Annotated in this window: 14 protein-coding genes; 6 read left to right on the top strand and 8 right to left on the bottom strand. The window is 66.8% G+C overall.

All coding sequences use genetic code 11. The features are described from left to right. Nucleotides 1–10: 10 nt before the first annotated feature. The 4 genes from MARPU_RS07845 to MARPU_RS07830 all read right to left on the bottom strand — a co-directional run bounded on the left by MARPU_RS07845 (nucleotide 11) and on the right by MARPU_RS07830 (nucleotide 3,504). Nucleotides 11–460 (bottom strand): hemerythrin domain-containing protein, encoded by a 450-nt coding sequence (locus MARPU_RS07845; RefSeq protein WP_005223852.1) that lies wholly within the window; start codon nucleotides 458–460, stop codon nucleotides 11–13. Between the two features lie 154 nt (nucleotides 461–614). Then, on the bottom strand, nucleotides 615–1,166 hold the full coding sequence (locus tag MARPU_RS07840) for a hypoxanthine-guanine phosphoribosyltransferase (RefSeq protein WP_005223851.1): 552 nt from the start codon (nucleotides 1,164–1,166) through the stop codon (nucleotides 615–617). Continuing rightward, entirely contained in the window at nucleotides 1,163–2,242 is a 1,080-nt protein-coding gene (gene nagZ, locus MARPU_RS07835) for a beta-N-acetylhexosaminidase (RefSeq protein ID WP_005223850.1), read from the bottom strand. The genes MARPU_RS07840 and nagZ overlap by 4 nt, the downstream gene beginning before the upstream one ends. 461 nt (nucleotides 2,243–2,703) lie before the next feature. Beyond that, nucleotides 2,704–3,504 carry an ABC transporter permease gene (locus MARPU_RS07830; RefSeq protein ID WP_005223849.1) on the bottom strand — a complete coding sequence of 267 codons (801 nt, stop codon included), beginning with the start codon at nucleotides 3,502–3,504 and terminating at the stop codon, nucleotides 2,704–2,706. 185 nt (nucleotides 3,505–3,689) lie between these two features. Between MARPU_RS07830 and ftsH the strand changes: the two genes are divergently transcribed. From ftsH to MARPU_RS07815, 3 genes are all read left to right on the top strand, one after another. Further along, the gene (gene ftsH, locus MARPU_RS07825; RefSeq protein ID WP_005223848.1) at nucleotides 3,690–5,615 is read left to right on the top strand and encodes an ATP-dependent zinc metalloprotease FtsH; all 1,926 of its coding nucleotides are present in this window, start codon (nucleotides 3,690–3,692) and stop codon (nucleotides 5,613–5,615) included. Nucleotides 5,616–5,737: 122 nt separating this feature from the next. Continuing rightward, nucleotides 5,738–6,346, top strand: a complete 609-nt coding sequence (locus MARPU_RS07820; protein WP_005223847.1) for a Maf family protein — start codon at nucleotides 5,738–5,740, stop codon at nucleotides 6,344–6,346. A 216-nt stretch (nucleotides 6,347–6,562) separates the two neighbouring features. Continuing rightward, nucleotides 6,563–7,984 (top strand): lytic transglycosylase domain-containing protein, encoded by a 1,422-nt coding sequence (locus MARPU_RS07815; RefSeq protein ID WP_005223846.1) that lies wholly within the window; start codon nucleotides 6,563–6,565, stop codon nucleotides 7,982–7,984. A gap of 31 nt (nucleotides 7,985–8,015) precedes the next feature. Here the strand turns inward: MARPU_RS07815 and MARPU_RS07810 are convergent, their stop codons facing one another. Both MARPU_RS07810 and MARPU_RS07805 read right to left on the bottom strand, forming a co-directional pair. Next, nucleotides 8,016–8,297, bottom strand: a complete 282-nt coding sequence (locus tag MARPU_RS07810) for a BPTI/Kunitz domain-containing protein (protein WP_005223845.1) — start codon at nucleotides 8,295–8,297, stop codon at nucleotides 8,016–8,018. A 91-nt stretch (nucleotides 8,298–8,388) separates the two neighbouring features. Beyond that, the gene (locus tag MARPU_RS07805; protein WP_005223844.1) at nucleotides 8,389–8,808 is read right to left on the bottom strand and encodes a rubrerythrin family protein; all 420 of its coding nucleotides are present in this window, start codon (nucleotides 8,806–8,808) and stop codon (nucleotides 8,389–8,391) included. Nucleotides 8,809–9,149: 341 nt separating this feature from the next. Here MARPU_RS07805 and MARPU_RS07800 point away from each other — a divergent pair, with 341 nt between their 5' ends. After that, entirely contained in the window at nucleotides 9,150–9,959 is an 810-nt protein-coding gene (locus MARPU_RS07800; RefSeq protein WP_005223843.1) for a metallophosphoesterase, read from the top strand. Nucleotides 9,960–9,961: 2 nt separating this feature from the next. Here MARPU_RS07800 and MARPU_RS07795 read toward each other — a convergent pair whose 3' ends face one another. After that, nucleotides 9,962–10,258, bottom strand: coding sequence for an acylphosphatase (locus tag MARPU_RS07795; protein WP_005223842.1), 297 nt, complete (start codon nucleotides 10,256–10,258; stop codon nucleotides 9,962–9,964). Nucleotides 10,259–10,398: 140 nt separating this feature from the next. On the opposite strand from MARPU_RS07795, the gene wrbA reads away from it, so the two are divergent. Beyond that, nucleotides 10,399–11,016 (top strand): NAD(P)H:quinone oxidoreductase, encoded by a 618-nt coding sequence (gene wrbA, locus MARPU_RS07790; RefSeq protein ID WP_005223841.1) that lies wholly within the window; start codon nucleotides 10,399–10,401, stop codon nucleotides 11,014–11,016. Then, on the top strand, nucleotides 11,013–11,717 hold the full coding sequence (gene hda / locus MARPU_RS07785) for a DnaA regulatory inactivator Hda (RefSeq protein ID WP_005223840.1): 705 nt from the start codon (nucleotides 11,013–11,015) through the stop codon (nucleotides 11,715–11,717). Before wrbA ends, hda begins: the two co-directional genes overlap by 4 nt. Before the next feature lie 6 nt (nucleotides 11,718–11,723). Here the strand turns inward: hda and MARPU_RS07780 are convergent, their stop codons facing one another. Further along, complete coding sequence (locus MARPU_RS07780) at nucleotides 11,724–12,281, bottom strand: CDP-alcohol phosphatidyltransferase family protein (protein ID WP_005223839.1); 558 nt, start codon at nucleotides 12,279–12,281, stop codon at nucleotides 11,724–11,726. Nucleotides 12,282–12,379 lie beyond the last annotated feature (98 nt).

The raw sequence follows: 12,379 nt of genomic DNA, 5'->3' as shown, positions 1-12,379 counted from the left end.
GAGCGCGGAATCAGCGCCCGGCGGTGGCTTCTTGAAGGATACCCGCCTCGACCAGCTTGGGTAGCAACACCTGCTCCTCACGATCGATCCGGGACGAAACCATCTCCAAGATTTCATGAGTTTGCGCGAGGAAAGTCTCGCAGAACTCGAAGTCGCAGTCCTTCAGCCAGCGCTTGTGGTAGGCGCTGAAGGCCTGACGCAGCGGCTTCTCGCCACTGATAAACCCCCAGGCGATCGACTTCGCCCGCGGGTCCTCGTGGATCAGCAAGCCGGGGTAGAGGCTGCGATCCTCCTCGGCGAGATGTTCACGCACCCGTCGGCCGAAATCGCACAACAGCTGATGGGCGGTCCGGGCATTGGGACGGATCCGCAGCAGTTCGGGGGCGAGCAGCGCGCGCAGATCGTCGATCATCTGGCGCAGTTCCGCGTGCGAGTCGCGGTAGGTGTCGAGCGTGTGCATGTCATCCTCGATGAGTAATCGGTCGGTGGGGCGCGACGAACAAGGGCTGCCGCCACGCCACCCACGAGGATGTATACGAGATCGCGGAAATAGTCAAAAAGCGCTTAATTATATTGTGTTTTTCGACCATTCCCGCTGACCGCTCGGAGCATGCTCAGATGTCCTCGTCGGCGACCGCGTAGATGCCACGGGCATTGCGGAAATAGTTCTTGTAATCGAGCCCGTAACCGTAGAGATAGCGATCGACCACCTCGACGCCGACGATATCGGCCTCACACTGGTGCGGACGCTGCTTGGCCACCAGCACCGCGCTCTGCACGCTCGCCGCGCCGTCCTCGTGACAGGCCCGTACCACCTGATCGAGGGTGATGCCCTCGTCGAGGATGTCGTCGACCACCAGCACGTGCTCGTCACGGATCGCGTCCGAGGGACGATGACGCCAGGCCAGCTCGCCACCGCTGGTCGCCCCCTGGTAGCGACTGGCGTGGATGTAGTTCACCCGCAGCGGGAAGTCGAGCCGGGGCAGCAGCAACCCGGCGGTGATCACCGCGCCGGTCATCACGCAGAGGATCAGCGGATCCTTGTCACCGAGACGCTCGGTGATGGTCTCCGCCATGCGATCGAGCGCCGTCTCCATCTCCTCGTGCGACACCAGGCACTCGGCGCGCGCGGCGACCCCTTCATACTGACTACGATCGAGCTTCATCCTACATTGGTCTCCGAATCTGTCGGGTCATCGAGCCCGAGATCGAGACTGTCGTAGGTCTCGAGTCGGGCGGCGTGGTCGACCGCGCGCTGCCAGTCGGGGCACTCGCGCAGATGCGACCGGTCATGGCCGCCACGTCCGTGCATGCGCACCAGGCGCAGCGCCAGGGCGGGATCCGTGGCATCGGCGAAGCACTCCACGAGTGCTGCCGCGGCGGGGCGATTGTTGCAGATCAACAGCACGTCACAACCTGCGGCGTGCGCGGCACGGGCGCGATCGAGATGATCGCCACCGGCAGCGGCGGCACCCATGTTGAGGTCATCACTGAAGATCAGCCCCTGGAAGCCGAGTCGTTGACGCAGGATCTCGCGCAGCCAGCGCGACGAGAAACCGGCCGGCTCGGGCGCCACCTGCGGATAGACGACGTGTGCCGGCATCAGCGCCTCAATGCCGTGCGCAATCAGCCGCTCGAAGGGCACCAGATCCTCCATCGCCAACTCGCCAAAGGGGCGCGGGTCGCTCGGCAGCGCATGATGGGAGTCGACCGCCACCCCACCGTGACCGGGGAAGTGCTTGCCGACGGCAGCCATGCCCGCGCGTCGCATCCCCTCGGCCCAGGCGAGCGCCAGCTCGGCGACCTGCTCGGGCGCGGCGCCGAAGGCGCGATCCCCCACCACCGCGCAGAGTCCACGGTCGAGATCGAGCACCGGGGCGAAGCTGAAGTCGACGCCGACGGCGCGCAGCTCCGCGGCCATCAGCCAGCCGAGTCGGTCACAGTGTTCACGGGCGCGGGCGGGATCGCGGGCATGGAGCGCGGCAAAGCGCCCCATCGCCGGCAGCCGAGTGAAGCCATCGCGAAAGCGCTGTACGCGACCGCCCTCCTGATCGACGCCGATCAGCAGGCGCGGCTCGCGCAGGGCATGGATCTCGGCGGTAAGCGCGGCGAGCTGCGCGGGCTCGGCATAGTTGCGAGCGAACAGGATCACGCCGCCGACGGCCGGGTGGCGCAACAGCTCGCGGTCCTCGGCGGTGAGCGTGGTGCCCGCGATGTCGAGCATGATCGGGCCTAGCGACATGGGGCGGTCATCCTGCTGCGGCTGCGGTCGGGATCCGGCGCTGACCGGACCAGTCTGAATGGCCGTCTTTTTAACACAGCACCGGTGGGGGAGCCACCAGTTACCAGCCGCCAGTTACCAGCTACCAGCTACCAGCTACCAGCTACCAGCTACCAGCTACCAGCTACCAGCTACCAGCTACCAGCTACCAGCTACCAGAAGATTGAACCGCCAAGTCGCGAAGGGCGCCAAGGGTTCAATGATTTAGACCTCAAACCTCGACGCCGACGCGCGCCCCACTAGAGACTGATGGCTGGCCACTGGAGGCCAAGCCCCCTTCCTCCTTCGCGTTCTTCGCGGCTTTGCGGTTCACATCAGCCTCCAGCCTCCAGCCTCCAGTCGGGGAGGCTGGTGTGCACGGTCGGGGTTGACGGGAAAGACGGTATCTTTGCGATTCAGTCCGTCACGTGCGGTTCAATCCTTCACGTGACATCCCGAGCGCGCGTTCGCACATCGAGTCGATCGCGCAGCCAGTCACCGACGAGGTTGACGGCGAGGGTCACGGCGAACAGCGCCACGCCGGGGGCGATCACCAGATGCGGAGCGACCAGTAGATAGGACACACCATCGCGCAGCATGCTACCCCAGGAGGCATCGGGCGGCTGGATGCCGAGCCCGAGGAAGGAGAGCCCGGCCTCGGCGACGATCGCTGCGGCGATGCCGAAGGTGGCCTCGACCAGCAGCGGTGCGAGCGCCAGCGGCAGCAGATGGCGCCAGAGGATGCGCCAGGAGCCGCAGCCGAGGGCTCGCGCGGCGAGGACGTGCTCGCGCCCGACCAGAGTCAGTGCCTGGGCACGCGCCAGCCGCGCATAGCCGACCCAGCCGACTGCGGCCAGCGCGATCACCAGGTTGTCGAGTCCGGGACCAAGCAGCCCGGCCAGGGCGATCGCCAGCAGGATTACCGGGAAGGCGAGGAACAGATCGATCAACCTGACCACCAAGCGATCCACCCAGCCCCCGAGCAACCCGGCGCCGAGCCCGATCAGGGTACCGAGACTCGCGGCGAAGGCCACCACCCCCACCCCGACCAGCAGCGAGACCCGCGCACCGACCAGCAATCGCTCGTGGACCGGACGTCCCAGGTCATCGGTCCCGAGCGGTGCCCCCGACATCGGCCCGGCGAGCATCGCCGCGAGTTCGACCCGATTCGGTGCCTCGACCAGCCAGGGCGCGAGCAGCGCCACACCACACCAGATCAGCAAGACCACGACCGCAAGACGCACCCTCGTATCCTCCGTATCGGCCATCCCCACCCGGGAACCTCGACGCCTATGGTAGGCTCTGAGCACGGTACGGGCCGAGCGCCCGGGGCGCGTTGGATTTCGGCTCCATGCCCCGATCTAACCGGACAACGGCCCGGTACCGGGCATCGCGCACGCTGTATTGGTCAACGAGGACAAAGGCTCGCATGAACCCAAAAAATTTCCACATCCTGCTCTGGATCGCGGTCACCCTGTGGCTGGTGATGATGCTCAACGGCATGACCTCGCCGGAAGGCATCGAGACCCGCAATCTGAGCTACAGCGAGTTCCTCAGCGAACTGCACGAGGGTGCGGTGCGCGAGGTGACCATCGAGGAGCAGACCATCCGAGGTACGCGGACCGACGGCTCGCGCTTCGAGACCTATGACCCCAACGACCCTGGCCTGATCGGCGATCTGCTCAACCAGGGCGTGGCCATCCGCGCCGAACCGCCCGAACAACCGAGCGTGCTGATGCAGGTGATCGCCGCCTGGCTGCCCTTCATGCTGTTGATCGGCATCTGGTTCTGGTTCATGCGCCGCAACAGCGGCGGTGGCGTCGGTGGCGGTGGCATCTTCAACTTCGGCAAGAGCCGGGCGCGCCAGCACGCCGAGGGCGAGGTGAAGGTGACGCTACGCGATGTCGCCGGGGTCGAGGAAGCCAAGGAGGAGGTCGGCGAACTGGTCGACTTCCTCAAGAGCCCACAGAAATTCTCCAACCTCGGCGGACGCATTCCGCGTGGCGTGCTCATGGTCGGCCCTCCCGGCACCGGCAAGACGCTGCTGGCGCGCGCCATCGCCGGCGAGGCACGGGTGCCCTTCTTCAGCATCTCCGGCTCGGACTTCGTCGAGATGTTCGTCGGCGTCGGCGCCTCACGCGTGCGTGACCTCTTCGAGCAGGCCAAGAAGAGCGCGCCCTGTATCATCTTCATTGACGAGATCGATGCCGTCGGGCGCAAGCGTGGCGCCGGGCTCGGCGGCGGGCACGACGAGCGCGAGCAGACCCTCAACCAGTTGCTCGTCGAGATGGACGGCTTCGCAGGTACCGAGGGGATCATCGTCATCGCCGCGACCAACCGCGCCGACGTCCTCGATCCGGCACTGCTGCGCCCGGGGCGCTTCGATCGCCAGGTCGTGGTCGGCCTGCCCGACCTCTCCGGTCGCGCCGCCATCCTCGAGGTGCACCTGCGCAAGGTACCGGTGGCCGACGATATCGACGCGCGCACCATCGCCCGCGGCACCCCCGGCTTCTCCGGCGCCGACCTCGCCAACCTGGTCAATGAGGCGGCACTGTTCGCCGCCCGCCGTAACAAGTCCTGCGTCGACATGGAGGACATGGAACAGGCCAAGGACAAGATCATGATGGGTGCCGAGCGGCGCTCGATGGTGATGTCCGAGTCGGAGAAAAAGCTCACCGCCTATCATGAGGCCGGGCACGCCATCATCGGCCGGCTGGTGCCCGAGCACGACTCTGTGCACAAGGTCAGCATCATCCCGCGTGGACGCGCCCTCGGCGTCACCCTGTTCCTGCCCGATCGCGACCGCTACAGCATGAGCAAGCGTCAGCTCGAGAGCCAGATCTCGAGCCTGTTCGGCGGACGGATCGCCGAGGAGATGATCTTCGGACCCGAGCATGTCACCACCGGCGCCTCCAACGACATCGAGCGCGCCACCGACATCGCTCGCAACATGGTCACCCGCTTCGGCCTGTCGGATGCCATGGGGCCGCTGGCCTACGCCGAGGACGAGAGCGAGGTCTTCCTCGGACGTTCGGTCACCCAGCAGCGCCACGTCTCCCCAGAGACGGCGCAGGCGATCGACCAGGCGGTGCGCCAGATCATCGACCGCAACTATCAGCGCTCGCGCCAGATCCTCGACGACAACCTCGACAAGCTCCACGCCATGGCCGAGGCACTGTTGAAGTTCGAGACCATCGACAAGGATCAGATCGACGACATCATGTCGGGGCGCACCATGCGCGAGCCCGACGACGATGTCGACGGCACCCCGACCGCAGGTGGCGGCGGTCACGACACGGCCACCAAGGGCAGTACTCCGCCGTCGATCGTCGGTGGCCCGGTCGGCGAGATCTGATCCGACCCGGCACGCCCTCGGGTGTGCCGACCCGAGCCGGGCGCCGCGAGAGGATCGCGGCGCCCGGTGACCGGGTGATAGCATCGCGCTCCCGCACCCACTCTCTGCCGGAGCAAGCATCCATGTCTCAACCCGAATTGGTACTCGCCTCGACCTCGCCCTTCCGCCGTGCCCTGCTCGAGCGTCTGGGGCTCGCCTTCACCACCGCCGCCCCCGAGGTCGACGAACAGCCCCTCCCCGATGAACCCGCACAGGCCCTGGTGATGCGTCTGGCCGAGGCCAAGGCTCGCGCCGTTGCCGCCAGCCATCCCGATGCACTGATCATCGGCTCGGACCAGGTCGCAAGCATCGACGGGCAGATTCTCGGCAAGCCTGGCGGCCACGAGGCGGCGGTCGCGCAACTCGGTCTCTGTGCCGGACGCGCCGTCACCTTCCAGACCGGGCTCTGTCTGCTCGATGCCGCCAGCGGGCGCGCCCAGACCCTGGTCGAACCCTTCCGGGTGCAGATGCGCGCACTCAGCCCCGCGCAGATCGCTGGCTATGTCGACCGCGAGCGTCCCTTCTCCAGCGCCGGCAGCTTCAAGTCCGAGGGGCTCGGCATCGCCTTGTTCGAGCGTCTCGAGGGCGAGGACCCCAACACGCTGATCGGGCTGCCGCTGATCCGTCTGGTAACCCTGCTGCAGGGCCATGGCATCGATCCACTGACCCAGGGCGCACGACCGCTCGACTGAACGGTCGACCGCGCTCATCGCAGGCTTGGCAAGGTGCGAAGACCATGGGCCGGTCCGGCACCTTCGAAATTAGGGGGTTTTGCCGATTGCACCTGATGCGACTCCCGGGCGAGACTCTTGGTTCGCACCATGCGCTCCAGGGTACTGGATGCCGCCTCCCACTCCCCGACGACGGACCCGTCCGCGGGCCTCAATGAACCACAGGAGCCGCCGACCATGCGACCCGATGCCGCTCGCCGTTGCCGCCCGCGCTGGACGCTGGGCGCACTCATCCTCGCCCTGCTCGCGCTCTCCGGCTGCGCCACCACCGGGCAGCACGGTCACTATGGCTCAGAGACCTTTCCGGTCCCCGAAGAGATCGCCGACAACGTCGACTTCTGGCGTCATGTCTATGGCATCTGGCGACGCGACCAAGTGGTGTTCCACGACGACCGTCACCTCGGGGTGATCTACGAGGTCGCCACCCTGCCCGGCGCCAGCGCCGAGTCCTACACCCAGGCCCAGCGCGACTGGATCGCTGCGCGCAAGCGTCACCACGCCGGTCGCGTACGCGCGCTCGAGGCGGCGTTGCGCGAGCAGCGTTCGCTGGCACGCACCGAGCGCCAGCTGCTCGCACAGTTCGAGGAGGCCGGTGGTCGCGAGGCGGTGTTCGGGGCCGATGAGCGGGTACGCTCGCAGCGCGGACTGCGCGAGCGCTTCAAGCGCGGGGTCGAGATCAGCGGGCGCTATGACCAGATCTTCCGCGAGATCATGCAGGCCCACGGCGTGCCCGAGGATCTGGCCTATCTACCGCACGTCGAGTCCTCCTTCCAGACCCATGCCCGCTCGAGCGTCGGCGCCGGCGGAGTGTGGCAGTTCATGCCCGCCACCGGGCGGTTGTTCATGACCGTCGACCGTCATGTCGACGAACGCTTCGACCCCATCCTCGCCGCCGACGGCGCCGCGCGCTATCTCGCCCAGGCCCAGCGCAAGCTCAAGAGCTGGCCATTGGCGATCACCTCCTACAACCACGGCCAGGGCGGCATGGCCAAGGCCAGGGCCAGGTATGGCGATGACATCGGTCGGATCGTCGAGGACTACGACGGACGCTACTTCGGTTTCGCCTCGCGCAACTTCTACGCCGAGTTCGTCGCCGCGCGCGAGGTCGCCATGCATGCCAGGCGCTACTTCCCCGAGGGCCTGGCCTACGAACAGCCCTGGCGTCACGACCGTCTGGTGCTGCGTCACAGCCTGCCGCTGACCCGCCTGGCCAGCCATTACACGGTCTCGCCGAGCCAGCTCGCCTCACTCAACCTGCACTGGCGCAAGCGACTGGTCTCCGGCCGCCGCCCGATTCCGGCCGGCACCACCGTATGGCTGCCCGAAGGTAGCCTGAAGCGCATCGCCAGCCACCCGCCGGCGATCCCGGTGGTGGTTTCGCGTACTCCGTCGGCGCCCCCTCGGGTGGCCCGCGCGCAGCCGCAGCGTGCCGCGTCGAAACCGCAGACGCGCTATCACGTCGTTCAGCCGAACGAGACCCTTTATCGCGTGGCGTTGGAAAACGGCCTGACCGTCGCCCAACTCCGCGCGCTCAACAAGCTCGCGCCCGACGACAACGAGATCCATCCTGGCCAACGACTGCGCATCGGCGGGATCTAGCCGCGGAGATGGCGCGCGAGCGCTGACAGCGTCAGGGCTCACAGAAGGAGCGACACTCGGCCAGGGTCTCGAACGGGACCCGCCCCTCGCAGCCACCATAGCGGAAGGGCTTGCAGCGGTTGTCGCGATAGTCGTAGAAGAAGCGCGTCTGAGCCGCGCGACAGGGACCGGGATCGGGCTTGGCGAGACAGCCAACGGGGAGTTCCTTGTTGGTGTCGAGGCTCGGCTGAGTGGCGCAACCGGCAAGCAGCGCCGCCATCAGCAGCAACGGCAGCACAGATCGACAGTGCCCCGGAGAATGGTGTGGGTGCATCGTTGAGACTCCTTCACGCACCGCTCGATTGCCTGCGATGCCGGAAGGATTGTAACCACAGAGGCAAGCAACTGCCGAACCCGGAGACCACTCAGGGTTCGAGATGGGCGAGCACCTGATAGAAGCGGTTGATCTGGGAGCGCTCGGCCTGGGCCAGGATCTCGAACCAGTCGGCGATCTCGTCAAAGCCCTCGTCACGCGCCAGGCGCGCCATCCGTGGATACATCTCGGTCGACTCGACCTGCTCCCCGGCGATGGAGGCGCGCAGGTTGTCTGCGGTCGTCCCGATCGGCAAACCGGTGACCGGATCGCCGACGGGCTCGAGATACTCGAGATGGCCCACGGCATGGCCGGTCTCGCCCTCTGCGGCCGAACGAAACAGCATGGCGATCTCGCCATAACCCTCGACATCGGCCTTGGCGGCAAAATACAGATAGCGACGGTTGGCCTGGGACTCGGCGATGAAGGCCTGGATCAGGCTCTGTTCGGTCTTGCTGCCCTTGAGTTGCATCGACTCTCCACGAGGCTGTAGCGGATCTGCTGCGGTACGACTCAAGCTGGGGGACGGACGCACGAAAGTTAAAATCGATTATTTCGATAAAAAGATCGACGAAAATGATGAATCCCGTCATGCTGAGCGCCAGCTCGCAGCTCTTCGGCATCATGCTTGCGGGCCGGTCGAGTCGCTGCTAAGACTGGCATACTCGGATGCGCCAGGATCAGCGTCCCCGAGACATCCAGCGACACACCACCAGCCGGCGAGCCTCGCACCCCACCCGCTCCCGACCCGCTGGCGCGCCGCCCTCCAGCCACTCCCCATCTCGGCACCCACGCCGTACCGGACACCAGCTCATGCAGCCATCGCCTCAGGTTTCCGCGCAGCCGCTCCGGCTCCTGCACTTCTCCGATACTCACCTCTATGACCAGGCAGAGGGCAGACTGCTCGGCATGCGCACCCGCCACAGCTTCGAGGCAGTGCTCGAGAGCGCACTGGCCAGATCGCCGGCCGACGCCCTACTGATCACCGGCGATCTGGCACACGACGAAGCCGCTGGCGGTTATCGCCTGCTGCGAGACCGGCTCGAGCAGACCGGACTGCCCTGTTACTGCGTCGCCGGCAACCACGATCACTGGCCACTGGCGCGCGAGATCCTCGGCCATTTCGCACCCCCCTCGGGCAGCATCGCCCCGCTCGGCGCCTGGCGCCTGGCGCTGCTCGACTCGAGCCTGCCCGGCAAGGTCCGGGGACACCTCGCACCGCACCGACTAGACGCACTCGGCAGCTGGCTGAAGACCAACCGGGCGCCGACCCTGGTCTGCCTCCACCATCATCCGATCGCCGTCGGCAGCGCCTGGATCGACAACCTCGGAGTCGACAACGGCGAGGCCCTGATCGCACTCTGCGCCGACCACCCCCAGGTACGAGCGATCCTCTTCGGCCACGTCCACCAAGCCTTTGCCCAACGCATCGGGCAGCTGGAACTACTCGCCGCTCCGGCCACCAGCGTCCAGTTCCTCAACCAGAGCCACAGTTTCGCCGTCGACACCCGACCACCGGGCTATCGTGAACTCCTGCTGCATGCCGACGGCCGCATCGAGACCCGGGTGGTCAGACTCACCGACTACCCCGAACATCCCGATCTCGAGGCCGGCGGATACTGATTTCAGCCGATCACGAAACCGTGATAGCCGCGCTCTTCGAGCGGCTCGCAAACGACCGTGTCGACACGTGCCGCAGGCGGCCCCTGGCGCAGCCAGTCGCGCAACCGCTCCACCGCACCCGTCTCGCCACAGCACACCACCTCGACCCGGCCATCGGGCAGATTGCGCGCATAGCCGCTCACCCCCAGGCGATCGGCCTGCTCGCGGGTCGCCCCCCGAAACCACACCCCTTGCACTCGCCCCGCGACCAGACAGCGGCAGCACCGCCGTGCCTCGTCGGCATCGCGCATTTCGCTCATCTCGATCATCACTCCCGTTCGGCCAACACGAGGATACTCCGCGCGGGTTGTGAACACAGCCGCACGGGACCATTCTCCACCAGGTGCAGCGCGCCGGGCGGCGCGCCCGTATCGCCGACAACGACAAGGAGTGCGAACAGATGACCTTCATCCTGGTGCTGTACTACAGCCGTCACGGGGCCACCGCAGAGATGGCGCGACAGATCGCGCGCGGGGTCGAGCAGGCCGGCCTGGAGGCGCGATTGCGGACCGTCCCTGCAGTCTCCAGCGACTGCGAGGCGAGCGCGCCGCCGATCCCCGACTCGGGACCGCCCTATGTCACCCACGACGACCTGCGCGAATGCGCCGGACTCGCGCTCGGTTCACCCACACGTTTCGGCAACATGGCCTCAGCACTCAAGTATTTTCTCGACGGCACCAGCGGGCTGTGGCTCTCGGGGGCGCTCGCCGGCAAGCCCGCCGGGGTCTTCACCTCCACCTCCAGCCTGCATGGCGGCCAGGAGAGCACCCTGCTGAGCATGATGCTGCCACTGCTGCACCACGGCATGCTGCTGCTCGGGCTCCCCTACAGCGCCGAGGACCTGCTCCACACCCGCAGCGGCGGGACCCCCTACGGCCCATCGCATCTCGCCGGCCCGGCCAGCGATCTGCCGGTGAGCGAGGAAGAGCAGCGGCTCTGTCAGGCACTCGGACAGCGGCTGGCGCAGACCGCGCGCAGCCTCGAGCCGAGCAGCAACCAGGGACCGATCTCGTCTTGACCCAGCCGAGTCCGCAACTGCACCTGCCGGTCGCGCTGGCACGCGAGCCGACACTGACCGAATACCTGCCCGGCCCCAACGCCGAGGCGGTGGCCGCTATCGCCGCGCTGAGCAGCACGGCGGGCGAGCCTCTGGTGTTTCTTCACGGCGCCAGCGGCACCGGCAAGACGCACCTGCTCCAGGCGGCCTGTCTCGAGGCGAGCGCGCATCGCCTCCAGGCGCACTATCTCCCGCTCAAGACCCCGGGGCTGGCGCCATCGCTGCTCGACGACCTCGAGCAGCTCGACCTGATCGCCATCGACGACATCGATGCCGTCACCAGGGATGGCGACTGGGAGCAGGCGCTGTTCGACCTGTACAACCGCCTGCGCGAGCATGGCAGACAACTGCTCGTCGCCGCACGCCAGCCACCGGAGCGGCTGACACTCGACCGCGCCGATCTGCGCTCACGTCTGCAATGGGGACCCTGCTATCGGCTGCTCGCACTGACCGATCGCGACTGCGAGCAACTGCTCAGCACCTCGGCCGCGCAGCGCGGCCTGCGGCTCGGGCCGGCGCTGGTGCGCTACATCATGCACTATCACGCGCGCGATCCCGAGTCACTGCTCACCCTGATCGAACGCATCGACGCGGCCAGTCTGCGCGAACAACGCCAGCCGACCATCCCGATGGTGCGACGACTGCTGCGCGAGGAACCCTGAGCCGGCTCAGTCGTGATGCTTGCCACGCACCGCGGCCTTGCGCCCCCACACCCAGACGTACTGTGCGCCACTGATCAGCACCGTGGCCAGGCAGCCCCAGACCAACGATTGGATCAACAGGTCGGGCAGCGGGAAGGGGCCGGCATCCATGATCACCAGCACCACCAGCAGGATCTGCAGCAGGGTGTTGAGCTTGCTCGCCGGCAAGGGCGCTGCCTCCACCGCCTCGACGTGATAGTTGTAGAGCACCGCGCCGACCACGATCACCAGATCGCGGAACACCACCGCAACCACCAGCCACACCGGAATGGCGCCGAGCGATCCCAGCACCAAGAAGCAGCACACCAGCAGCGCCTTGTCGGCGAGCGGGTCGAGGATGCCGCCGAGCCGGGTCTGCCAGCCGTAGTGCTTGGCCAGGAAGCCATCGAGTCCGTCGGAGATCCCGGCGAAGGCGAACAGCGCCAGCGCCCAGCCGAATTCGCCGATGAGCAGCAGATAGACGACCGGCGCCACCGCCACCAGTCGCATCACACTGATGATATTGGGAAGATCTCTGAGCCTCACCTGTCTGTCCTGACCCTGAACGCAACCAAATGAAACGCAAAAAGTCACGCCAGATCACTGATATGACGAGACTTTCTCGAACAGCGCGACGCGCGCCA

The organism is Marichromatium purpuratum 984 (genome assembly GCF_000224005.2).
GTDB lineage: Bacteria > Pseudomonadota > Gammaproteobacteria > Chromatiales > Chromatiaceae > Marichromatium > Marichromatium purpuratum.
The sequence above is the reverse complement of the archived record's forward strand: the minus strand, read 5'-3'. Positions and strand labels throughout refer to the sequence as shown.